Annotated in this window: 25 protein-coding genes; 11 read left to right on the top strand and 14 right to left on the bottom strand. The window is 68.3% G+C overall.

The features are described 5' to 3' along the window. Positions 1-149 (top strand): CGNR zinc finger domain-containing protein (locus tag ABD817_RS32495; RefSeq protein ID WP_344922110.1); only part of this gene is annotated, 149 nt, incomplete at its 5' end. A 209-nt stretch (positions 150-358) separates the two neighbouring features. On the opposite strand, the gene ABD817_RS32490 is transcribed toward ABD817_RS32495, so the two are convergent. The 4 genes from ABD817_RS32490 to ABD817_RS32475 all read right to left on the bottom strand — a co-directional run bounded on the left by ABD817_RS32490 (position 359) and on the right by ABD817_RS32475 (position 4,374). After that, positions 359-1,555, bottom strand: coding sequence for a tetratricopeptide repeat protein (locus tag ABD817_RS32490; protein WP_344922101.1), 1,197 nt, complete (start codon positions 1,553-1,555; stop codon positions 359-361). Further along, positions 1,549-2,925 carry an AAA family ATPase gene (locus ABD817_RS32485; protein ID WP_344922100.1) on the bottom strand — a complete coding sequence of 459 codons (1,377 nt, stop codon included), beginning with the start codon at positions 2,923-2,925 and terminating at the stop codon, positions 1,549-1,551. The genes ABD817_RS32490 and ABD817_RS32485 overlap by 7 nt, the downstream gene beginning before the upstream one ends. Before the next feature lie 174 nt (positions 2,926-3,099). Then, positions 3,100-3,276: a hypothetical protein gene (locus ABD817_RS32480; protein WP_344922099.1), complete on the bottom strand. Its 177-nt coding sequence runs from the start codon at positions 3,274-3,276 to the stop codon at positions 3,100-3,102. Positions 3,277-3,462: 186 nt separating this feature from the next. Then, the gene (locus tag ABD817_RS32475; RefSeq protein ID WP_344922098.1) at positions 3,463-4,374 is read right to left on the bottom strand and encodes an aminoglycoside phosphotransferase family protein; all 912 of its coding nucleotides are present in this window, start codon (positions 4,372-4,374) and stop codon (positions 3,463-3,465) included. Positions 4,375-4,666: 292 nt separating this feature from the next. Between ABD817_RS32475 and ABD817_RS32470 the strand changes: the two genes are divergently transcribed. Continuing rightward, positions 4,667-5,425: a hypothetical protein gene (locus ABD817_RS32470; RefSeq protein ID WP_344922097.1), complete on the top strand. Its 759-nt coding sequence runs from the start codon at positions 4,667-4,669 to the stop codon at positions 5,423-5,425. Positions 5,426-5,535: 110 nt separating this feature from the next. On the opposite strand, the gene ABD817_RS32465 is transcribed toward ABD817_RS32470, so the two are convergent. The 3 genes from ABD817_RS32465 to ABD817_RS32455 all read right to left on the bottom strand — a co-directional run bounded on the left by ABD817_RS32465 (position 5,536) and on the right by ABD817_RS32455 (position 7,656). Further along, complete coding sequence (locus ABD817_RS32465; protein ID WP_344922096.1) at positions 5,536-6,048, bottom strand: NUDIX hydrolase; 513 nt, start codon at positions 6,046-6,048, stop codon at positions 5,536-5,538. Positions 6,049-6,322: 274 nt separating this feature from the next. Then, positions 6,323-7,108, bottom strand: a complete 786-nt coding sequence (locus tag ABD817_RS32460; protein ID WP_344922095.1) for a hypothetical protein — start codon at positions 7,106-7,108, stop codon at positions 6,323-6,325. After that, positions 7,105-7,656 carry an RNA polymerase sigma factor gene (locus ABD817_RS32455; protein ID WP_344922094.1) on the bottom strand — a complete coding sequence of 184 codons (552 nt, stop codon included), beginning with the start codon at positions 7,654-7,656 and terminating at the stop codon, positions 7,105-7,107. The genes ABD817_RS32460 and ABD817_RS32455 overlap by 4 nt, the downstream gene beginning before the upstream one ends. Positions 7,657-8,111: 455 nt before the next feature. Between ABD817_RS32455 and ABD817_RS32450 the strand changes: the two genes are divergently transcribed. The 3 genes from ABD817_RS32450 to ABD817_RS32440 all read left to right on the top strand — a co-directional run bounded on the left by ABD817_RS32450 (position 8,112) and on the right by ABD817_RS32440 (position 9,568). Continuing rightward, entirely contained in the window at positions 8,112-8,435 is a 324-nt protein-coding gene (locus tag ABD817_RS32450; RefSeq protein WP_344922093.1) for a hypothetical protein, read from the top strand. A gap of 123 nt (positions 8,436-8,558) precedes the next feature. Continuing rightward, the gene (locus ABD817_RS32445) at positions 8,559-9,236 is read left to right on the top strand and encodes a GNAT family N-acetyltransferase (RefSeq protein WP_344922092.1); all 678 of its coding nucleotides are present in this window, start codon (positions 8,559-8,561) and stop codon (positions 9,234-9,236) included. A gap of 134 nt (positions 9,237-9,370) precedes the next feature. Beyond that, positions 9,371-9,568, top strand: a complete 198-nt coding sequence (locus ABD817_RS32440; RefSeq protein WP_344922091.1) for a hypothetical protein — start codon at positions 9,371-9,373, stop codon at positions 9,566-9,568. A 310-nt stretch (positions 9,569-9,878) separates the two neighbouring features. Here ABD817_RS32440 and ABD817_RS32435 read toward each other — a convergent pair whose 3' ends face one another. Both ABD817_RS32435 and ABD817_RS32430 read right to left on the bottom strand, forming a co-directional pair. Further along, positions 9,879-10,388 carry a hypothetical protein gene (locus tag ABD817_RS32435; RefSeq protein ID WP_344922090.1) on the bottom strand — a complete coding sequence of 170 codons (510 nt, stop codon included), beginning with the start codon at positions 10,386-10,388 and terminating at the stop codon, positions 9,879-9,881. A gap of 269 nt (positions 10,389-10,657) precedes the next feature. Next, positions 10,658-11,779 carry an alpha/beta hydrolase family protein gene (locus ABD817_RS32430; protein WP_344922089.1) on the bottom strand — a complete coding sequence of 374 codons (1,122 nt, stop codon included), beginning with the start codon at positions 11,777-11,779 and terminating at the stop codon, positions 10,658-10,660. A gap of 110 nt (positions 11,780-11,889) precedes the next feature. Here ABD817_RS32430 and ABD817_RS32425 point away from each other — a divergent pair, with 110 nt between their 5' ends. The 3 genes from ABD817_RS32425 (at position 11,890) to ABD817_RS32415 (ending at position 14,435) form a co-directional block, all read left to right on the top strand. Further along, positions 11,890-13,029, top strand: a complete 1,140-nt coding sequence (locus tag ABD817_RS32425; RefSeq protein ID WP_344922088.1) for a sensor histidine kinase — start codon at positions 11,890-11,892, stop codon at positions 13,027-13,029. After that, positions 13,026-13,673 carry a response regulator gene (locus ABD817_RS32420; protein WP_344922087.1) on the top strand — a complete coding sequence of 216 codons (648 nt, stop codon included), beginning with the start codon at positions 13,026-13,028 and terminating at the stop codon, positions 13,671-13,673. The genes ABD817_RS32425 and ABD817_RS32420 overlap by 4 nt, the downstream gene beginning before the upstream one ends. Before the next feature lie 219 nt (positions 13,674-13,892). Then, the gene (locus tag ABD817_RS32415) at positions 13,893-14,435 is read left to right on the top strand and encodes a hypothetical protein (RefSeq protein WP_344922086.1); all 543 of its coding nucleotides are present in this window, start codon (positions 13,893-13,895) and stop codon (positions 14,433-14,435) included. Positions 14,436-14,480: 45 nt separating this feature from the next. Here ABD817_RS32415 and ABD817_RS32410 read toward each other — a convergent pair whose 3' ends face one another. Next, a complete protein-coding gene (locus ABD817_RS32410; protein ID WP_344922085.1) occupies positions 14,481-15,110 on the bottom strand; it encodes a DUF6461 domain-containing protein in 630 nt (209 codons plus the stop codon). 229 nt (positions 15,111-15,339) lie between these two features. On the opposite strand from ABD817_RS32410, the gene ABD817_RS32405 reads away from it, so the two are divergent. Beyond that, positions 15,340-15,783: an ADP-ribosylglycohydrolase family protein gene (locus tag ABD817_RS32405; protein WP_344922084.1), complete on the top strand. Its 444-nt coding sequence runs from the start codon at positions 15,340-15,342 to the stop codon at positions 15,781-15,783. A 259-nt stretch (positions 15,784-16,042) separates the two neighbouring features. Here ABD817_RS32405 and ABD817_RS32400 read toward each other — a convergent pair whose 3' ends face one another. The 4 genes from ABD817_RS32400 to ABD817_RS32385 all read right to left on the bottom strand — a co-directional run bounded on the left by ABD817_RS32400 (position 16,043) and on the right by ABD817_RS32385 (position 18,947). Further along, a complete protein-coding gene (locus ABD817_RS32400; RefSeq protein WP_344922083.1) occupies positions 16,043-16,381 on the bottom strand; it encodes a DoxX family protein in 339 nt (112 codons plus the stop codon). Between the two features lie 170 nt (positions 16,382-16,551). Beyond that, positions 16,552-17,433, bottom strand: a complete 882-nt coding sequence (locus ABD817_RS32395; protein WP_344922082.1) for a sigma-70 family RNA polymerase sigma factor — start codon at positions 17,431-17,433, stop codon at positions 16,552-16,554. Positions 17,434-18,076: 643 nt separating this feature from the next. Beyond that, positions 18,077-18,223 carry a hypothetical protein gene (locus tag ABD817_RS32390; RefSeq protein WP_344922081.1) on the bottom strand — a complete coding sequence of 49 codons (147 nt, stop codon included), beginning with the start codon at positions 18,221-18,223 and terminating at the stop codon, positions 18,077-18,079. A 70-nt stretch (positions 18,224-18,293) separates the two neighbouring features. Further along, a complete protein-coding gene (locus ABD817_RS32385; protein WP_344922080.1) occupies positions 18,294-18,947 on the bottom strand; it encodes a TetR/AcrR family transcriptional regulator in 654 nt (217 codons plus the stop codon). Between the two features lie 84 nt (positions 18,948-19,031). Between ABD817_RS32385 and ABD817_RS32380 the strand changes: the two genes are divergently transcribed. Together ABD817_RS32380 and ABD817_RS32375 are read left to right on the top strand one after the other, a co-directional pair. Then, positions 19,032-20,561, top strand: coding sequence for a serine hydrolase domain-containing protein (locus ABD817_RS32380; RefSeq protein WP_344922079.1), 1,530 nt, complete (start codon positions 19,032-19,034; stop codon positions 20,559-20,561). A gap of 670 nt (positions 20,562-21,231) precedes the next feature. After that, on the top strand, positions 21,232-21,897 hold the full coding sequence (locus ABD817_RS32375; RefSeq protein ID WP_344922077.1) for a Type 1 glutamine amidotransferase-like domain-containing protein: 666 nt from the start codon (positions 21,232-21,234) through the stop codon (positions 21,895-21,897). The last annotated feature ends 163 nt before the right edge of the window (positions 21,898-22,060 follow it).

Raw genomic sequence — 22,060 nt, 5'->3', positions numbered from 1 at the left:
ACCGGCTCGGACGGTGTGCCGCCGCCGGTTGCGAGATGATCTTCGCGGACACCTCACGCACCGCACGGCAGCGTTACTGCTCCCAGCCGTGCGCCAACCGTGACGCGGTACGCCGCCACCGCGCCCGCCGGCCCACACCCCTCATCTGACCAGCCAGCGGTTCCTCAGGGCAGGCGGGGCTGATCGGCCGTAACCTGACCGTCGCCCTCCAGCTGATCGTGAGGGGCCCCGGACATGTGTTCAATGGTCTTGAGGCGATGCGATCGGCGGTCCCGGAACTGGAACGGACAGCTGACCACGAACACCATCGGTATTCGGCCGAGCGGGAGGCACGGCGGGTGCACGAGCGGCCCGCGTCCTACACCTCCCGGCGGGGGTGGAAGATCTTCCGTACGCCCGCCGCGATCCAGATCGTGGCCAGCGCGGCGTAGGTCGCGAGGAGGGCCGGAGAAAAAGCGGAGGTGACCATCGCCCCCAGGGCCACCACCGCGAGGAGGATCGCCCAGCCGTACAGGACGCGCCGCCCGGCCGGGGAACCGGTGTGGGCGGCCTCCTGGACGGGGGTGATCAGCGCCATCGTCGCCGCCCCGGCCACCCCGAGCGTCTCCTGGCCGAGCCCGACCCCCAGGCCGAGGAGGGCCGCGCCCGCCCCCAGCAGGCCCAGGCAGAGCATGGACACCCGGGCCGCGGCGCCCTCGAACAGCAGCCGGGTGGCCTTGGCCCTGGCCAGACGGAGCGTGGTCCAGGACTCGGCGATCCACGCCGCCCAGTGCAGCAGCGCGATGATCACGAACACCAGGATGACCGGCGGCAGCGCGGGCAGCAGGAACACCAGCCTCCAGCCGCCCACGAACCGCCGCCGCAGCCGCGACAGCGTCCGGTGGACCGGATTGCGCTCCTTCAGCGCGAACACCAGACAGTCCCTGGCCGCTTCGAAGCCCGGGTCCAGGCGAAGCACCTCGCGGAAGGACTCGGCGGCGGTCCTCGGGTCACCGGCGGCCAGCGCGGCGCGGCCGTGGGCCCAGTGCGCCCGCACGCTCTCCGGGTCGTTGCTCACGGCCTGGGTGGCGGCGGCCCTGGCCTGCTCGTGCCGGCCGAGCATGGTCAGCGCGATCGCCCGCAGGGCGGCCAGGTCGGCGTCCTGCGGCTCCAGACTGAGGCCGCGGTCGGCGCACTCGGCCATCTGGACCCAGTCGCGCCGCGTCATGTGCACGCGCGCCAGCAGCTCCCAGGAGGGGGCGTACTCGGGCTGGAGGGCGATGGCGGCGGCGGTCGCGCGGGCGGCCTCCTCGATCAGTCCCGCCCGGTGGTGCACCTGGCCGGACAGGTAGTGCGGCATCCAGTCGTCGGGCGCGAGCCTCACCGCTTCGCGCGACTCCTCCAGTGCCTCGCCCGTACGGCCCTGCTGGGCCAGCGCCCAGCCCAGCAGCGCGTGCGCGCCGACGTGCTGGGGCTGCTCGGTGAGGACGCCGCGCAGCTCGCGCTCGGCGTCCGCGGGGCGGCCCATCCGCAGGAGCAGCCGTGCCCGCGCCAACGGGTCGCCTGTCTTCACCATTTGCGCTGGATCCAGGGCATGAGCTCGTCCCAGGCGCCCGACTCGTTGGCGTGCATCACGTAGTTGCGCGCGGTGGCCATCCACTCGCGTACCGCCGTGGGCCTGACCGCCTTGGCCGCGGCCAGCAGGTCGCGGGTGGACAGCGGGATCGGCCGGCCCGCGCGGATCGACTCCTGCAGCTTGACCTCGACCGCCCGGTCCACCAGGCCCTTGAGGTCGGCGCCGACGAACTGGTCGGTGACCTTGGCCACCGCGCCGAAGTCGACCTCCTCCAGCGGCTTGTCCCGGCACAGGATGCGCAGGATCGCCGCGCGCGCCTGCGCGTCCGGCGGCGGTACGAAGACGAGCTGGTCGAACCGGCCCGGACGGCGGAACGCCACGTCGATGTACCAGGGCGCGTTCGTGGCGGCGAGCACCAGGACACCCTCGTTCGCGCTCTGGTCGACACCGTCCAGCTCCGACAGGAACTGGTTGACGAGCTGCCGGTTGTGCGCCTGCCGCATGTCGGAGCGGCGTGCGGCCAGCGCGTCCACCTCGTCGAAGAACAGCACGCAGGGCCGGTGGCGGCGGGCCAGGTCGAACGTGGCGCGCAGGTTCCGCTCGCTGGAGCCGATGTACATGTCGAGGATGTCGGCCAGCCCGACACTCACGAACGCCGCGCCGAGCTCGCCGGCGGCGGCCCTGGCCAGGTGCGTCTTCCCGACTCCCGGCGGCCCGTACAGCAGGACGCCGCCACCGGCGCGCTTGCCGAAGGCGGCGAACAACTCGGGCTGCTGGACGGGCAGCAGTAATTTGACCCGCAGCGCCTCCTTGACCTCGTCCATCCCTGCGACGTCGGCGAAACCGAGGGCCGACCGCTCGACCTCCGCGGTGGACCGCTCGTGGGTGACCGAGGAGGGGCCCAGGTACGCGGTCCCTGCGGGCTGGGGCGGCGCGGGCGACACGGGCGGCGCGGTGGCGGCGGGCAGCGGGATCACCAGGCGGGCCGCCAGGTCGGCGTCCGCGACGGACGGGTCACGCGAGACCGCCTCGTGGTAGCGGTAGGCCGCCTTGTGCACGCTCCCCTCGCCCAGCAGGGCACGGGCCGCCAGCACCCCCACGCGCGGCGGGTATCCGCCTGCGGCGAACAGCGGCTCCAGCACGGACAGCGCCTCCCCGTACGAGCTCTGCCGGACGAACGCCTCGGCCAGCCCGGCCATGATGTCCGGGTCCTTGGGCGCGAGCACGAGCGCGGCACGGAACTCGGCCTCCGCATCGGCTAGATACCCCTTGCTCAGGAGCTGCTCGGCCAGGTGCCGACGCAGGGGCAGGTTGTCCGGGGATAGGCGGGCGGCCTCGCCCAGCGCCTTCAAACCGGGGTCGTCGACCACGTCGCCCAGTCCCTTCTGTTGGGATATCGGGGGTTCAGAGCTAGTCAAACTACCGAAATCAAACTCGGGCGGTGGCCTGGACGTCAGCCTTTGCCGCGCGGTACCTGGCCGGTGCGGATCGCCGGCTCCACGTCCCTGGGGCATCGGCAACCGCTTCTCCTGGGCTGCGGCACGTCAGAACCCTGAAAGGGAGGCGCGGACCGGCACGTGCCGTCGTCTCTCCCCGTCGTCGCGCCAGTGCAGCCAGAACGGCTGGGAGGCGATCCCCACCACGTCCGGGGCGAAGTCCAGCAGGACCAGCCGGTCTCGCTCCAGCCACGACTCGTAGCCCACATGGCCGCCGGTCGTCACCGCGTAGTACCAGCCGGGGAAACCGCGATCGCCCTAGATTCCAGCGGAACCCACGTACCGGCGCCCAGCGCGACACACCGACGTCGCCCGCCATCGAAGAAGTCCAGGTCGAAGGGGCTTAACGGCTTCCCTGCCGTCTCCCCAGACGGCCAAGCCGCACCGCGCCACTCAACCTTCGTCGAGCGTTCACCGTGTCTGCGTCAAATCGCATCTCAGGACACGATCGAGCGCCGCCCGGCCCGCGGGTCCCCAGTTCGGCTTGCCGCCGGGAAGGCCCCGCTCTCCGTTCTGTCCCATGAGCATCAGGAAGAGGCTCTTCATAGCGGCCAGCCCGCGGGCGCGCCGGATCGCCGCCTCGTCCGCGTGCGCGTACACGTCGAAGAATCGTGAGGCGGCGCCCTCGGGAAGGATGACCCATGCGGCGGCGAGGTCCCACGCGGGATCTCCGGCGAACATGTCACCGAAGTCGATGATGCCCGAGAGCGTTCCGTCCGAGACGACGACGTTCGCGGGATGGAGGTCGCCGTGCACCCACACCGGCGGGCCCTCCCACTCGGGGGCCGCGACGGCATCGGCCCAGACGGCCCGGACGGCGCGGACATCGCCGACGGCATCGCGGTCAATGGCCTGCAAGAACCGCTCGAAGCCGCCCGTACACCTCTTGGGGTGAGCGCCGAAGTGCGAACTGGCCGGGGCGTCGGCGGGCGCCTCCACATGGAGCGCCCTGAGGAAGCCCGCCAGCGTGCCGGCCGCGTGGGCGCCGCGGCTGATCGAGCCGTGGTCCAGCGGCTCACCGGGAACCCACGTCATCACGGTCCAGTGCTTGGGGAAGCGCTCGGACGGTTCGCCGAACCGCACCGGGGTCGGCACCGGGAGCGGCAGGCGCGGGGCCAGCACGGGGAGCCACCGCCGCTCCTTGAGCTGTAACTCCGGGGTAGGGTCCATGCGCTGCACGCGCACGGCCAACTCGTCCCCGAGGCGCCACATCTGGTTGCCCCAACCGCCCACCACCTCGCGGATGGCCAACCCCGCAAGGTCCGGATGCTGCTCCTGCAGCAGGTCGCGGACCAGGTCTGCGGTGATCTCGGTGTCGGTCATGCGAAGCCACAGTAGTGGGCAGGCGGAGCGGCTCCCGCTCTCGTCGCAGAAGTCCAAATCGAAGTCGCCGACGGCCTCCCCAGACAGCCCTCAACCTTCGCCGCGAAAGTACGCAGAAAGAGGCCTCCCGGCGGTCTCGCCAGGCGACCTCTATGATCACAGGGTGGCTTTATCGAGGATCGTAACGACAGTCCTGATACTTGCCCTAACGGCCGGCTGCGCAGGTGGCGATGCGGTCACGGCGCGAACGCCCGCCGAGGCGGTGGCCCAGCTGATGAAAGGCGCGGCCGGTGTGAAGGTCACCAGGCTCATCCGCCTGGACTACGGCGACAACGTGTTCACTCCTCCCGCGGACGACGAGTCCGTCGTGCCGGTCGACATCGGCGAGTACAGCGAGAGCCGTACCACCGGAGTCCTCGGCGCGACCGCCTCCGACCTGACCGCGATCTACCACCGGACCAATGTCCCCGATGAGCTGAAAAGTGTTATCCCCACCGACCTGTCCTTCATGACGACCAGGGTGATATCGACCGCGGGCTCCGGCACCTACAAATACCGGGCTGACCGGCAGGACGTTCCCGCGGGCAAGTCCTGGCTTCACGGCAACGGCTCCGAGTGCGAGCAGCTGTCGCGCGCCATCGGTTCCCTCGGCGTACGCGACCTGGTCTTACCCGAGGTGCTGCGAAAACTGGCGATCCCGGCTCCCTCTTCGGGGGAGGCCATCGACGGAGTCGCCACCGTCATGCACGCTGGGAGCGGCTCGCTGGGAGAGTTCGGCGACGAGACTTTGCATGACGACCCCGTGATCGTCGCCCAGTTGCGCGAACGGCGCGACGTACCGCAGGTAGCCTGGCGGTTGTGGGTCGGACCGGATCGGCTTCCCCGTCGGGTGCACCTCACCTTGTCCTATCCCACGACCGGGGACGAGCAGCTCAAGACCGCCGTGGTCGAGGTCGACTTCACCGGCTGGGGCAGCGATGTGCTCATTGCCCCTCCACCGTCGGACCAGGTGCACGAGGCCGGGATTTGCCTGGCCCCGGAGCCGGACTGAGCCGTTAGAGCTCTGGATTCAGCAACGGCTCATGGGGCACGAGCCCGGAGACAGCATCGGTAAGGCCGCTTCCACGAACCGGAAGCGGCCTTCACCATGTGGTGAAAGTCCTACACGCGCAGGGCACGCGGTTCATCCGACGCCGGTCGTCCCCCTACGGCCAGCACATCGGCCAACAGCCCCGGAAGTCCCACAAGCCGCAGGGTCTCCGTGGTCTCGGCCGCGACAAGCTCAGCCAGGGACCACCATCGATGATCAACGATTCCCTGCTGTTCGTCCGGCTCCAGGTGGTCACGGGTGATGGTCTCCGTACCGTACGCCCGTGCGAGGAAGTAGCGCTCGTGCACATGCACGGATTCGCCTCCCCACCGGACGTCCGCGTCGAGGGTCCACAGGCATGGTCCCCACTCGACCTCCGTCAGCCCGGTCTCCTCCAGTAGTTCTCTGCGAGCGGCTTGAAGGAAGTCCTCACCTTCCTTCACCCCCCCACCCGGGGGCACCCAGAACACCTCCCGGACCGGAGACCCGGGAACGACGATGACGCCGTCGTACCTGTGCCGGATCATCAGAATCCGATCATGCTGGTCCAGCAGCACGATCCGGGCACCTCGTCGGGTCCGCATCGTTGACTCCCGTCCGGCGTAGCCACTCAGTTGGTCACCCAGCAGCATAAAAGGCCGTTCCCGATCTCTCGGAAACGGCCTCTGACCCGGTGGGGTGTTCACGAGCAGGGCTGACCTGCGGCGCAAGAGAGGGGGAGAAGATCGTTTCCCGCACGGTCACCCGGTTTCCGCCCTACCCAGGAGAGCGAGTCGCGCCCCTCCCCGGAGGACCGGGTTGGCGGGCACAGCGCCGGTTGGGGTGCGGCGGGTGACCGCACACCCAACCGGCATATGATCAGTTTCCGGCCATCTCCTTCACCATCGCCTCATCGGATTCCGCGTCCACGAGTGTGCAAGGTGCGACCGGGCTGCCGGCCTTGGCCAGATAGGTGCCGAGCTCCCAGGCCATGCCCGGGTGGTTACCCGGCCGAAACTCCAGCACCAGCGTCTCCCCCTGCCGGATGTAACGCGGGGAGATCACGAAGGTGCCCTTGCTGATCGGACTGGCGGCGTCCCGGGAGCGCCAGTTCTCCGGCCTGTCGAACTCCTTGCGCTCCTGCTGGGTCATTTCCTTGGTGCTCGGCGGATCGTAGGCCAGGTCCGCGCCGACGAAGCGGCCGGGGGCGCACTGCTGGTCCGCTTCGGTGAACGTCACGTCGGCCACGATTCCCTCGGCCTTGAGCTTGGCCTCCAGCCCGTCCGGGTCCCGGAACTCTCGGACCGTCACCTGAACGGTGCCGTCGGACTTCTTCACCACGGCGTACGCCGCGCTCTGTGACCCGGAGACCAGCGGCACCGCCACCAGCGCGGCCGCGGCGATGCCCGCGACCGCGGCCCCCGCCAGCAGGCGACGACGCAGCGGGGAGGGGCCGTGCCTCGGCGCCGCCGCCGTCATCGCCGGGGACGGGTGGATGTGCCTCGGCTCGGCGGCACGCCTGCCGGGCAGCCAGGACGCGCGGCGTCGTGCGGGCGGCGTCGCGACGATCTCTTCCAGAAGTCCCTCCATACCCTGGCTCAGGACGAGCTCATCGTGCCCGGCGGCCGGGTCAATGCCGGCCAGCATGCGATCGATCTTGTTCATCGGGTTTCTCCTCTCAGCGGGGTCATCACAGGTGTCTCATCCGTCGTGCCGAGTATTCGGGCCAGTCGTTTACGAGCCTTGTGCAGCCGTATTCGGACGGCAGTGCTGCTACAGCCCAGAACCGTGGCGATTTGGGGACCGGTCAGCCCTTCCCAGGAGGCCAGGGCGAGCACCTCCCGGTCGGCCGGGGCCAGGGAGGCGAAGGCGGCGCGAATCTCCTCGGTTCGCGGATCGGCGAGCGTGGTCTCCTGGCAGACGGCCAGTTCGCCGCGGAGCCGCGCGGCCAGCGCGCTGCGGCGCGACTCCCCGCGCCGATGATTGGCCAGGACGCGGCGGGCGACGCCGTACAGCCACAGCAGGGCGGCATCCCCCTCCGGGACGTCATCCAGCCGTCGCCACGCGGCGAGAAAGGTCTCCGCGATCACATCGGCGACGTCGTCGACCGAATCGGTACGGCGGAGCGCATAGCGCTGTAGTGCTGGGTAGCTGGCGCGGTAGAGCGCCTCGAAGCGATCTCGCGTGCCGGAGGGCACGTGTGGATCTTCCACAGGTGTCTCCTTGTCGAAGGGGTGGCGGAACACTTCACTAGGTGTCCGGCATCTCCGCCAGTGTTTCCTGCCCTGCTCACACGCACAGGAGAAGGCCACCCGGCCAGGACCGCGCCACGTCCTTCCGCCTGCCCGGCCAGACCCGCACCGACGCCCTGGCGTTGATGGCACTCGCCTTCGGCTGCGGCCTGACACCACCCGGGCCTTCCCAAACACCCGCTCCGCGGTCCCCAAACCAGGACGAACCAAATTAGGAAACCCCTGAAGCGGCGAGATCCCGTCAACCTCAGTCCAGCCGTTTCAAGAACGGCCCCTGATGGGGAGCTCACGAATGCGGTCGAGCTTGGAGAACACAGGTCCTTGAAGATCGCTTCCCGCAACTCTGGTGATCGTTTCCCGGATCGGACGGCCCGGCCTCTTCTCCGGCCGAGGCCTCGCGCGGGGATCAGCGACGTATGGACGACACGGTCGACACGGCGTACCTCCGGCGCGCGGAACACGGGCTCGTGATCGGCGTACTCGACGACCTCAAGACGGGTGACGATCAGCCGGGTGTCGCGTTCACCGGGCCGCCGTCGATCACCAAGTCCTGGCCGTTGATGAAGGTCCGGGAAGCGTTGACGACGACGGAGCCGCCCTCGGCCATCAGCGGCGGCGCCTTCCGAATCGCGAAGAACACGTCCTCGAAGTTCACGACGACGGCGGCCTTACCGGCATCGATGAGTACGACCACGGCGATCGGCTTGTTGCCCTCGCGGGGGAAGACGGGTCGTTGCTGACTCCGGCGCTGTGAAGTGCTCGCGCCGGGCCAGCGCCCACGGTGGTTCGTCGCAACGGCCCTGTAGGTTCACCACGGAAACATTCGGGTGCGGGCCCCGCCGACTGCCTCTACGGTTGCGCCCGTGCCGACCATCGCCAAGACCGCATCCCCGTATCCTCCGCTGAACGTGCGGGTGGATACGCCTCAGCTGTCACTGCTCGGAGCCACGGACGACCTGCTGGAGCGGTTGCTGCCGACGGTCCGCAAGGGGGTAGCCACGGTGCCGCCGTGGCCGTTTGACGACCCGATGTCGTTGTACAAGGACAATCCGGATCGGGAGTGGGCCTGGCTTCGCGGGATCTGGGCCGGCCGCGCGAAGGTCGGCGACAGCTTCTGGCGGCTGTACTTCGTGGTGGTCGTCGACGGTGAGCCGGTGGGCATGCAGGACCTGGTCGGCATCGACTTCGCCACGTTCGGCACCGTCACCACGTTCTCCTGGCTCGGCACCGAGGCACGCGGCCAGGGCTTGGGCAAGGAGATGCGCCAGGCGGTGCTGCATCTGGCCTTCGAAGGACTCGGCGCCCGAGAGGCCGACAGCGTGGCGTACGTCGACAACCACGCTTCCAATCGCGTCTCGGAGGCGCTGGGATACATGCCGAACGGCGTGAGCCGGTCGACTCGGCGGGGCGAGGCAGCTGAGGAGAAACGCTGGAGACTGACCCGCGAGCGCTGGCTCAAGGGAAAGCGTGACGACATCGAACTCGTCGGCGTCGCCGACTGCCTGCCGGTCCTCGGGATCCGGAGTCCACGGGATCACTGAGCGCGGCTTTCAAGGTCACGGCGTCAACGGGTCGAAGGCCAGGCCGGTCTCGGCGAGGAATCTCGTCAAGGACGTCCAGCCGATACCGCGGGCGTTCGAACCGGGTACGGATCAAAAGCCCGAGCCGGTCCAGGATGCTGGCGACCAGGTCGGCCGTACTCCGCTCGCACTGTGACCGGGCGCCCTCCAGCGGGTTCGGCTCGGGTGTGCAGGCCGGGAACAGGAACACCGTGAGCCAGTCGCGGGCGGCGATCAGTTTCTTCATCGCCGTAGAGGCGTGGGCGTTCAGCTGGTCCCAGACCAGCGCGATCGGGGCACCGAGTCGCCGATGAACGGCGTCGAGCGGTCCGATGCAGTCGCGCTCGGACAGGCTTTTGCGCCCTTGGAGCGGCTGGCGCGGTATACATGGATCCGGTAGCAGAACCGGGTGAACCACGCCGGGATACGACACCCCGCGAGACGCGGCACAGCTTCGTCTCGCTGCTGTCCGACTCCGGTTATCCCGTTGGAGAACACCTCTCGCCTGGTCGGTCACGCAACACCTCGGTCACCGAGACCGTCTACCGCAAGCGGCTCCGTCCGACCTCCCGGAAGGAGCCGGGGCCATGAATCGGATCTTCCCGGACCGATCACGGCATGCGATCACCATCCAGCTTGGTCCGCCCCACGAAAAGGTGATTCGGTGAAACCCCAGAGTCGTCCCCACATGCTTCCGCTGACCCTCGGGTGGGCGATCCTCGTTCTCGGCGGATGCGGAGCGGTCGTCACCGGCGCCGACGACGCCATCCCCTTCTTGATCGCTAATTCCGCTGTCGGGCTGGCCTGCGTCCTGACCGCCGTCGTGATGGCGATCTCAGAACGCGACTCCCAGTAGTGGATCTGGTCACTCGGTTGATCACCCGGCAACGCAGAAGGCCGCTCGGGGACCTGCAAGGACCCCCAGGTCTCGCCGGGCTTGGCGGTGACCTCACCCGACCAGATCAGCCGCCTGTCCGTGCTCACCTTGCCCGCCTTGACTGACTTGGTGGGCTTGCCGGCGAGCTCCACCTCCACCTTCGCCTCGCCGTCGCGCCCGGCGGACAGCCAGGTGGTCAGTCGCGGGGTGAGGGTGGAGGCGAGGGTGGCCCCGTCCGCGGTGCGATCGCCATCCACTGTCAATTTGTCGATCCCGAGGACGACGTCCGTGGCGACATTGAGGCGCTGTCGCAGCGCAGAAGATCGCTTCCCAGAAAAGCAATGATTGTTTCCCGGCGTCGGCGTCCACGTGCGAATGGTGTTCACGAGTATGCGTGACCTGGACGAATCAGGGACCTTGGACGATCACTCCTCGTACGAAGCGATCGTTTCCCGGGAAGCGTTCGGTTAGGGAACGATTGGAGTGACACCCGGTCGGGGATGTCATGGCGGCCGCAGTCTGCCGTCTACCAGAATCTCACCTCGGGATAGCCGGTGGACGGCCCGTCCAGCAACGGCTGACTCCTGCCCTTCAGATGCAGGTCGAGAAAAGCGGTGACGTACGCGCGGGTGATCCTTACGGAGCGCTCGCCGCCGATCGGAGACCCCGGCAGCCCAAGTTGTGCCTGCAGCACCGCGTAGTCGACGAAACTCATGTGGTCGGCGCCCGTCACGGTCAGCCAGCGCTTCCAGTCACCGGTCACGTGCGGCCAGAACAGGTCCCAGGAACCCTTCTTTCCACCGCTGTTCGGCTCCTGCCTGGGGTTGCCGATCATCATGAACGGCTTTTCGACGGGCTTCGCAGGCGTCGGCGGGTTGTAGGAACCGTCCAGATTGACCGCGGCCTTGACCCGCTGACTCGCGGGCAGGAGGTGCGCGGCACTCTGACCGCCGACCGAATGCCCCACCATCGCGATCCTCGTCTCGTCGATCAGCCGGTTCCAGTGTTTGCTCCTCTCAAGCCGGCCCAGTACGAACGTCGTGTCGGCGGCCCTGACCCGGGCGACCTTCTCCCCCAGCTCTGGGGTCTGGCCACCCTTGCCCGCCTCGAACGTGACGGTCCTGCCATCGGGGAACGTGGTGGCCACGGACTCGTAGGTGTGCTCGATGCCCGCCACCAGGTATCCCCTGCTCGCGAACTCCTCGGCCAGCGAGGTCATCGTCGCGCGAGGCAGCGTCATGCCGGGTGAGAGAACCACCAGGGGCCATCCCCCCTTCCGGCTCAGCGGGGGCGCGTCGACGCGGGCGTACGTCCTCGTCCTGGCGAGCGTGTCCGGCGGCACGTCCTTCAGCTGCGGCACACTCTTGATGATCAACTCAGATTCCCGGGGCGTGACGTACTGGGCCGGTCGGCCCACGGTCTTCCGCGCCGGATACCAGACCGAGACCATCAGCTCACGCACCTTCCTGTCGGCCACCCACGGGTCGGGACGGCTGGAGTCGATCAGGTGCATGACCGACCGTCCGACGGCGTGGTCGCCCGTCGGCGCGGGCAGGACGGGGGCGGGGGCGGATGCCGCGGCGTCCGCCGTACCGATGCCGGTGAGCGCGGAGAACGCGAGCACGCTCGCGATGGCTGTCTTCCTCATGTCCCCGACCATGCGGCATGGCACGGCCGTACCGTCCCCGGCGAAAGTCACCCGGCACCCGCGACTTTCGTAGGGGGGCGCCGTCCGGGTCGCCCTATAGCCTCTGATCCATGACGTACGGCGACACCGGGATCGTCGAGCGGATCACCCCGTGGGCGCTCGGCGCGGCCGTGTTCCTTCTCTCCATGGCCTCGGCGTCCGGTTCGGTGGGTGTCGAGTCGACGCTGCCCGATCCAGTGCTCGTGGCCCTCGCCGCCGCGTCGGCGGTGGCCGCGGCCCGCGCCAGACGCTCGCTGTGGCCGCTCGCGGCGGTGGGTGCCATCGCCTACGCGTGGCTGGTGATGTGGCCCGCCGCCGTCGCGGCCTCCTACTACGCGGGCACCCACCTGCGCCGCCGCGACCTGTGGTTCTACGCCGGGGGCGCGGTCGCGGTCTTCGCGCTCAGCGCTCTCGTCTCTCACCGAAGCGAGGGGTACCGGGCACTGGTGGCGGGCACTCCGGCCAACGCGATCCTGATGAGCGGCGCGATGCTCGGGCTGCCCCTGGCGGCGGGGTTGTGGGTCCGCGCCAGGCGGCAGGTGCTCGCCACCATGCGCGAGCGGGCGGAACAGTCGCAGCGCGAGCAGGTGCTGCGCGCGGAGCAGGCACGCGATCAGGAACGAGCACGCATCGCACGGGAGATGCACGACGTGGTCGCGCACCGGGTGTCGCTGATGGTCCTGCACGCCGGCGCCCTGGAGGTCGGCGCCCCCGACGAGCGCACGGCCGAAGCCGCGGCGCTGATCGGCGGTGTCGGCAGGGAGGCGCTGAGCAACTTGCGCGAGGTGCTCGGCGTGCTGCGATCGCAAGATTCCGTACGCGGCCCACAACCCACGCTGGCCGACCTCGACCGGCTCCTCGACCAGACCCGCGCACTGGGCATCGTGGTCGACCGTCACAACGAGGGGGACACGCGCCCGCTCAGTCCCATGGTGGAACGCACCGCCTACCGCGTGGTCCAAGAGGCGCTGACCAACGTGCACAAGCACGCCGCCGATGCCAGAACCGATGTATTCGTCCACTACCGGCCCGCCGAGTTGGAGGTCATCGTACGCAACAAACCCTCAGTCGGCACATCCGGCGACCTGCCCGCCTCCGGCTGGGGACTGGTCGGCCTGCGCGAACGCGTCGAGCTGGTCGGCGGCAGGCTGGAAGCCGGTCCGCGGGACGAGGACGGCTTCCAGGTCCTGGCCAGGATCCCGGCCGCATGATCCGCGTACTGATCGTCGATGACGAGGCGCTGGTCAGGTCCGGGCTGCGGATGATCCTGGAGGCGGCGGGCGACATGGTGGTCGTCGGAGAGGCCCGCGACGGCGACGAGGCGGTCGCCGCCGCCACCAGGCTCAGGCCACAGGTCGTGCTGATGGACGTGCGCATGCCCGGCACCGACGGCCTCGCCGCCGGGGCACGTATCCTGACCGCGCCCGAGTCCCCCAAGCTGATCATGCTGACCACCTTCGACTTGGACGAGTACGTCCACGAGGCACTGCGGCTGGGCGCGGTCGGATTCCTGCTCAAGGACACCCCACCCCGGGAGCTGGCCGCCGCCGTGCGCACGGTCGCGACGGGCCAGGCCATGCTGTCCCCCACCGTCATCAAGCGGCTGATCACCTCGTTCGCCGACAAGGCACCCTCTCGCGCCGAGTCCGCCCGCACCCTGCTCTCATCGCTGACCGCCAGGGAGGAGGATGTGATCAGAGCACTGGCCCGCGGCCTGTCGAACGCGGAGATCGGGCGCGAGCTCAAGCTGGCGGAGGCCACGGTGAAGGCGCACGTCAGCCGGCTGCTCGCCAAGCTGGGCGTGGCCAACAGGGTGCAGGCGGCGATCCTGGTACACGACGCGGACCTCGGTTGATCGGACACCTCCCGCCCACCCAGCGGCCACAGGGCCTCGGAAACGAAGAGATCCCGCCCGATCAAGCGATCGGACGGGATCTCGTCAACCATTCCTGAGCCAACTCAAGGACGGTCCCTGGTGGGGCGTTCACGAGTAGTTCTGGCCTGTGGCGAAGCGCCCTTCCGAAGATCGTTTCTCAGCGGTTGAGAAGGGCCGGGAGCTGTTACGGTGCTCCTCGTGTCGCGTCCGGACCCCCTTCTCGACCTCATCCACCGCACTCCGGCGGCCGCCGAGCTGCTGGCATGGCCGTTCGACTTCGACATCTCCCGCACCGATCACCCCGAAGCGGTGAGGCTGGCGTCCGGAGATGCGCTTGAAGCAGTTGCCGGTGATGGCGCGGGCGGGACGTTCTTCCTGTGTGGGGAGGCGGCGGGAGAACGGCCCGTGCTGTACGCCGACTCCGAGGGGCAGGCCGGGCTGATCGGCCGCGATCTGACCGCCGCGATCCAGCTGATCGCGAGGGTCCCGTACTGGAGGGACTGTCTCGTACGCGCCTCCGGCGGCCTGGAGGCGATGTGCTCGGTGGTCGCGGAGCTGGAGCGGGAGTACGACGACAACAGCATCGATCTTGACACGTGCCGCACCTCACTGGCCGGGTCGCTCACGCTGAATCTTCCACCGATGGTGGACGTGCTGGCCCGTCTCCTGGAGACGGTGACACGTCCCGGATTCGTCCTGCTCAACGAATGGGGCGACGCCTACGAACCGATCAGCAGATGATCCGGTGGCCCTGGCCATGACAGGGTGTGTCGAAAACCGTATCGCTCAATACCTCGGTGAGGGCTGTGAAGTGGGGCGAATGCGCGAGTGCCGCGCCTGGAACCAGTCAGTGGCGATGTCGGTCTCTGTGATCCGCCCGATCAGTGCCAAGGCGGAGCTGATGCTCTCGTCTTGTTCCACGCGATCGTCGAGGACGCCGTCATCATTGATCTGGAAGCGCAGTCCGTCCATCAGGTGGTCGAGCGCGTACGGATCGTCGCCGAACCGCACCTCTGGCAAGGTTGGCTCGAAGGAGACGACCATGCGTCCATCGCGCGCGTACTTGAAGTGGTCGTTGTTGTTGATGTCCATGTCGAGACTGAGGGCCTCACGACCGCCCTCGGTGATGGACAGCAGGAACGCGTCGTCAGAACGCGCCGGCACGATACCGATCCAGCCGTTGACCTCGGCCACCCAGTCGGAGCCGTCGTCGATGTTGCGGTCGAGGATCTCGCTCAGGTAGCACGGGGTACGGGTGGCGAGGTCCAGGGAGAAGGCCGGGGCGAGGGCGTCGAGACCTGCGCCTTTGATCCAGATGGCACTGAATCCCAGCGCCCACAGGTCCATGTCGGCATCGAGTCCTTCAGTGAAGAGGGTCGAGACCAGAAGATCGTGCAGGTAGGTCCGTGACTGCATGGCTGCCTCTCGACAGGAGCGTCCCGCAAGACGCTCGTGGGTTACGGGGTGTCTTGCTCAATTTCCGAAAGCGTTGAGAGTGGGTTCGTACTCCACCTTTGGCGGAATTCCGGTGGTCGCCAATCGGCCGGACGCTGTGTCGGCACGTTCAGCTGTCTCCAATGGCCGATACGTCCTGGCGTCGTCACGTCAAAGATGAAGAACGCTCGGGCGCGCACCCTCGCAGCCAATGGAGCGCGTCGCCGGGGCAGTCGTCGGTTCAGCGGTGGGCGACGCGCTGGGCGCCCCTTTCGAGTTCGGTCCGGCGGGCGCGTTCTCCGCTCGCTTCCCGGCACCCGGTGCCGGAGGGGAGATGTGCGGGGGCGGTGGCTGGGACGCCGGGGAGGCCACCGAGTTCAACGGCGCTGTCTGGCCATGCCTCGGCTCCTCCGTATGGGCCCTGCGCACCACCCGAAGCTACGAGGACGCGATCCGCGCCGCGATCGACCTGGGCTGCGACACCGACACCGTCGCCGCGGTCACCGGCGGCCTGGCCGGAGCCTTCTACGGACTGACCACGATCCCGGCCCGCTGGACAGAGCCTCTCCATGTCCCGCTCCCCGGAAGCGGCGGCCGGACCCTGCGCCTGCCACATCTGCTTGATCTCGCTCACGCGCTGACAGAACAGCATTGACAAGCGACGCCCCCGAACGACAGACGGTCCCTCAGAAGACCAAAGGGCCGCCTTTGGCCTTGATGGGGTGTTCACGAGTACGGCTGAACAGCGTCGACGGCAGGTGCCGGAAGATCGCTTCCCGGATCGGACGTGGTCGCTTCCCGCCGCTCGCGGCAAATGGTCACGGTCGTGACAGCCGGACCCCGGTCCTCTCCGCGCGGCGAGGAGAACCGGAGTGGTTCTGGGTGGACGGTCGGCCTGGGCTCTGGCTGTGCGCTCAGGCGGCTCCCACCAGGAGGGCGGCGACCACCGGGACGAGGTACAGGATCGGGTAAACGACAGTCTTGTAGGAGCGGGCGCGGAGCACCGTGATGACGGCCCCGACGAAGTACACCACCAGGCCGATCCCGGCCAGGATCCCGATCACGGGCACGAACAGGCCGACCAGCAGGCCCGCCGCCCCCGCGGCCTTGGCGGCGCCGAGCCAGGGCCACCATGAGGCGGGAACACCGTACGATTCCAGCGGCCCGACGACCCACGCGGCGTGGGTGAGTATGGCGTAGGCGGAGAAAGCCACCCACGCAGCGGCCAGAACGGTGACGATGATGTGAACCATGAGGTGCTCCTTGCCTGGATGACGCTGGGCCGGGCTGCAGCGGCGGTGATCGGTGCGCCCGTCACTGCCTTGACCCGCCGCCGCACGGCGATGTGACCGGCGGCGACTGTGATGTGCGTCACAGGTGAGGCGGTGGGAAGACGGATCGCGGCGATCCGTCTCCCCACCTGTCAGTCGAGGACAGCCAGGCTGAGTCGGCCGAGATGATCGGGTTCCGCGATGACGTCGATGACAGTGATGAGGTCGTCGACGATCGTGAAGGTGAGTGCCACCCGCAGGCGACCGTAGGGAGCCATCACCAGGCCGACGGCGCCGTCGAGGAGGGCAGGTCCGGTGAACTGGGCCCGACGCATGGCGGCCATCGCGCCCTTGGCGACGAACTCGGCTCCGGCCACCGTGACGGGTTCGGCGGTCAGCATGACGGCCTTGTCCGCTCGGAGCGTGGCCTCGGGGTGGAGCAGCATGATCAGCGCTCGGAAATCCTGGCCGCGAGTGGCCGACAGGAAAGCCTCGACGATCTCCCTCTGACGGGTCAGATCAACGTACGGCGCGGGTGCGGCACCTTTGACACGGCGACGCGCACGGCTGGCCAGTTGCCGGGTCGCCTCCGGTGATCGCTCCAGCATGGGGGCGATCTCCTCGAACGGCACGGCGAACAGATCGTGCAACACGAAGGCGAGCCGCTCGGCCGGGCTCAGGGTGTCGAGCACCACCAGCAGTGCCACCCCCACCGAGTCGGCCGTCTCCACCTCTTGTTCGGGGTTACCCGCCAGCGCGGAGCCGAGCAGCGGATCGGCCGTCTGGACGTCCAGCGGTTCCTCATGGCGGTTACCGCGTGAGCGCAGCACATTCAGGCACACCCGGGCCACGACCGTGGTCAGCCATCCGGCGATGTTGTGCACCTGACTGACATCGGCGCGGCTGGCACGCAGCCAAGCCTCCTGCAGCGCGTCGTCAGCCTCACTCAGCGAGCCGAGCATCCGAAAGGCCACCGCGCGCAGATGCGAGCGATGTTCGGCGAACCGCTCGGCCAGCCAATGCTGTTCGTCCATGTCGCGTTCCTCCGTTGACCAGTGTCGACAGGGAAAGATACTTTCCAACACACCGACCAACAGAGGAAGGTATGACGTCCGGACGAGTTGCTCCGGTGACCCGCTTCCACAGTGGATTCACCCACCGGATCGAACAACGCCTCCTGCGCAAGGACCCCGACGACCTCACCCTTCGCCCCGAACGCCACAGAAGCATCAAATGAGCGTGTTTCGTCTCTGGCTTCCATCACAATGATCGTGTGATCGACTCGCGCACCCCCGGCTTGGGTCGAGCGCGGTGAACACGTCCCGCCGCTGATGAAAGCGCCTGCTGATCGTTCGGCTCCCTACAGTCCGACACACTTGGCCCGGTTGTGCTCGTGGGCGGAGAACCTGACCGGGCAGGCACGCAGTGACGCCTTGGCATTGATGGGACTCGCCGCAGGATGCGGCTTGGCCTCGGGTGAACTGGCGGCAATCCGCGGCGAGCATGTCCGCCTCATCGGTTCCGGCGCGGTCGTGGTCGACGCGTCGCACCTGGGCCGGTTGATCGTCGCGCGAGCCACGTGGGAACAGCATCTGGCCGAGGCCGCCGCCCTGGCAGGCGACCGATATCTGTTTCGGCCCCGGCGTACTACCGCCTATGCAAGACGTGGAGCACCCGTCACAGACCGACCAGCGGCCTGCCGACACTGTCTGCCCGCAGGCTTCGCGCCAGCTGGATCGTGGAACTGCTCAGTGATCCCATCGATCGGCCGTGGTAGCCGCCGCAGCCGGCCTCATCCCGCCCGCGCTGGCCCGCTATCAGCATTTCGTACCTCCCCTGGATGAGGAGACCGCTACCGCGCTACTGCGCGGCCGCCCGTTCCCCGCGCCCTGCCTCAGGCATCATCCTTTGAGGTGTACTGGAGGCATTCGCCGGTGAAGACGGCGGCGAGCTCGGAATCTATGATGGACGCCGCCACGTCGGCCGCGGACACGCCGTTCACGTAGGCGAAGTCCCGGTAGACCTGCATCGAGAGCCCTTCGGTGACGGCGGCGAGGCGGACGGCGGCCGGCCATGGGTCCAGGTCCGCCGCGACCTCCCCGCATTCCTTGCCGTTGTGGACGGCTTGGGCGATGTCACCTCGCAGCACCTGGGCTGCTCGGGCGTCGACGTCGGCCAGGGCGGGGACGTCCAGGGAACGACCGGCGAACACCCTGGAGACACGGAACTCGGTGCGTCGTGTCTCGTCCATGGGGATGAGCTCGGCCATCGCCCCCGCCAGGACCCGGGAGATGGGCCGCCGGTGCTCGACGCCCCCGCTTATCCGCTCCTCGATCCGGCTTCGGATGCGTGCGCTGACGTGCTCGAAGGCGTGCAGGAGCATCCCGTCCTTGGTGGGGAAGTAGTGCTGGACCAACCCGACCGAGATCCCGGCACTCTCGGCGGTGCGGGCGACGGTGACGGCGTCGAGCCCGCCTTCGGAGATGAGCTCGCAGACGGCCACGGCGATCTGACGGCGGCGTCCTTCATGGTCGGCTGTCCTGGGCACTTGATAACCATATCATCATACGGTAATAATCGTATGGCCATACGGTTATTGGTGGCGTCTCGACGAAACACGAGGTCTCTCCCTGTGCGCGTTCTCCTCCGGCATGCCGCCGCGAGCATGGCGGTTCTGTCGTTCTGCATGCTGTTCGGCGCCCCTGTCGCCCCTGTCGCCTCTGCCTCCGCCGAGTCCGACGCACCCGCCGGCGCGAACCGGTACGCCGCGATCGACTCCTACATTCAGGACCGGATGAAGGCCACGCGCGTCCCGGGGCTCTCCTACGCCGTGGTCGGTCTCGACGGCCCGATCCACCAGCGATCGTGGGGCACCGACGGGCACGGAGAGCGGGTCACGGCCGACACCCCGTTCCTGTGGGGGTCGGTCGCCAAACCCGTCGCGGCGACCGGCGTGATGACCCTCGTCCAGTCCGGACGGCTCAGCCTCGACGACCGGGTCGTCGAGCACCTGCCCGCCTTCCGCTTCGGCGGCGCGGCGCACGCGTCCAAGGTCACCGTCCGGCACCTGCTCGACCAGACCGCCGGCATACCCGAGTCGGCCACCTTCAAGGTCACCGACTGCCTGAGCCCGGGCTGCCCCCGACCGGCCGAACGCCTCAGCGCCCTGAACGACCTGAAGCCACTCGGCCCGCCCGGCACCGTATACGTCTACACCAGCGCCAACTACCTGGTGCTGACCGCCGTGGCCGAGGCGGTCACCGGACGCCCGTTCGCCGACCACCTACGCCGGACCGTCCTCGACCCGGCGGGCATGGACGACGCCATCGCCGACGCCGCATCGGCCGGGAAACGCGACCTGCCGCCGGGACACCAGCTTCTGTGGGGCATCCCCGCCGCGGTCGCGGACGGCGTCGACGACCACGGCGCAGGTTACGGCTACCTCGGCGGTGACCTCAACGACCTGGCCGCCTTCGCCTCACTCCACCTCCGCGGGGGAAAGACCACCGACGGCGGCACCGTCCTGACCCCCGAATCGGTGAAGCTCATGCGCCAAGAGGGCAGGCTCCCCGCGGGGACCGGCACCGGCTACGGGCTGGGCTGGCGGATCGGCGGCCTGGACGCGCCGCTCGACGACGCCGTCTGGCATACCGGCGCGACCTTCGGCTACTCGTCGATGTTGTTCCTGCTGCCCGAACGCAACGTTGCCCTGGTCCTGCAACAGAACCTGCACGGGCTGCTGCACGACGGCGCGATTCTGCAGGTCGGCTTTGGAGCCGTCCGGCTCCTCGCCGGCGACCGCGCGCCCGCCGGTACGTCCGCGTCCACCTACCACGTCACCATCTGGGGCATCACGGCCCTGGCCCTGGCGCTGATCCTGGCGGCCGGACGCTCAGCCCTCCTGCTCCGCCACCCCGTCACCCCGCGGCGCCGTACCACCGTGACCGCGGCCTGGATCCTGTTCGGTGTCCTGCCTGGAATCGCCGCGGCATGGCTCATCGCCGAACTGGGCCTGCACCCGCTGAGGAACTGGCTGCCGGACGTGTTCGTCGCCCTGTGCGTCGCAGTCGCCGCCGGCGCCGTCACCGTAGCCCTGCGTCTGGCTCTCGCCCTCCGCGCAGGAGAACTCAAACTTCGACATGGTGATCATCATCGCACCTGAACCGATAGCCACTCGGCAACGCAGAAGGCCGCTCCCGATCTCTCGGAAACGGTCTCCGACCTGGGGGGAGATGAGGGGATTCGAACCCCTGCCCCCTTCGATTTCGATGCGAACCCCGGTGGGGCGTACCGCTTCCGATCAACGGATGCCGTTCGGTGCCGTCAGGTGCCGCGACAGCGACGTCGTTGACCTCTGCCGCGCTCCTGTGTCAGCGAGTCCGCTGACTTTTCGCTGACTCCGCCCAGCCGCCCGACCAGAGGCGACCATGGCTACGGGAAGTTGTGTTTCCCACGGTCTGCCCGAATTTGTCAGTCTTGTACGGCATGATCAGCGCTCGTATTAATACATCCTCCCCGGGAGCGCCATGGCCGTCACCGACAGAGCCGGATAGTCCGGCATGGGCTGGAACGGCTGGACACATCTCGCTCTACTCCATGCCCAGCTCGACGCGGGCGCCGACCCGAATTCGGGAACAGACTTCCGTGGACACCCCCTCCACCAAGCAGCCGAGCGCGGCTCGCCTGAAGCGGCTCTCGCGGTGACTGCCGGGTCAGCCATGATCCAGAGCTCTGTGAACAGCTCAACACGACCGCACACCGCATCAACCTTCCTATACCGATCTCCCGACTCTCGACGAGAACGTCATGACCGCCACGTACAGGAGGCAAGCGTGAAGCTTCTTCTCACTTCCGCCGGCGTCAAGAACCCGAGCATCCACAGCGCGCTGGTCGACTTACTGGGCAAACCGATCGCCGACTCCAACGCCCTCTGTATCCCCACCGCCAGCTACGGGCACCCCCAGGGCAATCCCGGTGGGGCATGGCGTTTCATCAGCGGCCGGTCCTCCACCCCCATGTGCGAGCTGGGGTGGAAGTCTTTGGGAGTGCTGGAACTCACCGCGCTGCCCAGCATCGACAAAGAACGCTGGGTCTCCTGGGTCCGAGAGACAGACGTCCTGCTGGTGAATGGCGGCGACCCCCTGTACCTGTGCCATTGGATGCGGCAGTCGGGGCTGACGGATCTTCTGCCGTCGCTGCGCGAGACGGTCTGGGTGGGACTGAGCGCCGGAAGCATGGTGATGACCCCCCGCATCGGAGCGGACTTCGTCGGTTGGAAACCGCCCGCCGGGGGCGACAGCACACTGGGCATCGTCGACTTCTCTATCTTCCCGCACCTGGATCACGAGCTCCTGCCGGAGAACACCATGGCCTACGCGGAAAGATGGGCGGCCGGAATCCCGGGGCCGGCGTACGCGATCGACGACGAGACCGCCATCAAAGTGACCGAGGGCACCGTCGACGTCGTGTCCGAGGGGCACTGGAGGCTGTTCTCCTGACACCGACAGGGCTCGCACGGTGGTCGCCGACTTTTCGCCGATCCCGGTCCGCGAAGGTCTTAACGAAGCGACCTCATAGCTTCTGAGCAGCAAAAAGGCCCGGTTCCATGATCTGGAATCGGGCCTTTTACCTTGTGGGGTGTTCACGAGTAGGTCTGACCTG

Origin of the sequence: Streptosporangium oxazolinicum (assembly GCF_039537505.1) — a bacterium.
Lineage (GTDB): Bacteria > Actinomycetota > Actinomycetes > Streptosporangiales > Streptosporangiaceae > Streptosporangium > Streptosporangium oxazolinicum.
The sequence above is the reverse complement of the archived record's forward strand: the minus strand, read 5'-3'. Positions and strand labels throughout refer to the sequence as shown.

Coding starts and splice junctions, on each gene's coding strand:
- ABD817_RS32490 (WP_344922101.1), bottom strand. CDS start 1,555: ATGGTGAAGACAGGCGACCCGTTGGCGCGGGCACGGCTGCTCCTGCGG.
- ABD817_RS32475 (WP_344922098.1), bottom strand. CDS start 4,374: ATGACCGACACCGAGATCACCGCAGACCTGGTCCGCGACCTGCTGCAG.
- ABD817_RS32465 (WP_344922096.1), bottom strand. CDS start 6,048: ATGCGGACCCGACGAGGTGCCCGGATCGTGCTGCTGGACCAGCATGAT.
- ABD817_RS32460 (WP_344922095.1), bottom strand. CDS start 7,108: ATGAACAAGATCGATCGCATGCTGGCCGGCATTGACCCGGCCGCCGGG.
- ABD817_RS32450 (WP_344922093.1), top strand. CDS start 8,112: ATGGACGACACGGTCGACACGGCGTACCTCCGGCGCGCGGAACACGGG.
- ABD817_RS32440 (WP_344922091.1), top strand. CDS start 9,371: ATGCTGGCGACCAGGTCGGCCGTACTCCGCTCGCACTGTGACCGGGCG.
- ABD817_RS32430 (WP_344922089.1), bottom strand. CDS start 11,779: ATGAGGAAGACAGCCATCGCGAGCGTGCTCGCGTTCTCCGCGCTCACC.
- ABD817_RS32425 (WP_344922088.1), top strand. CDS start 11,890: ATGACGTACGGCGACACCGGGATCGTCGAGCGGATCACCCCGTGGGCG.
- ABD817_RS32420 (WP_344922087.1), top strand. CDS start 13,026: ATGATCCGCGTACTGATCGTCGATGACGAGGCGCTGGTCAGGTCCGGG.
- ABD817_RS32410 (WP_344922085.1), bottom strand. CDS start 15,110: ATGCAGTCACGGACCTACCTGCACGATCTTCTGGTCTCGACCCTCTTC.
- ABD817_RS32405 (WP_344922084.1), top strand. CDS start 15,340: ATGGAGCGCGTCGCCGGGGCAGTCGTCGGTTCAGCGGTGGGCGACGCG.
- ABD817_RS32400 (WP_344922083.1), bottom strand. CDS start 16,381: ATGGTTCACATCATCGTCACCGTTCTGGCCGCTGCGTGGGTGGCTTTC.
- ABD817_RS32395 (WP_344922082.1), bottom strand. CDS start 17,433: ATGGACGAACAGCATTGGCTGGCCGAGCGGTTCGCCGAACATCGCTCG.
- ABD817_RS32390 (WP_344922081.1), bottom strand. CDS start 18,223: ATGCTGATAGCGGGCCAGCGCGGGCGGGATGAGGCCGGCTGCGGCGGC.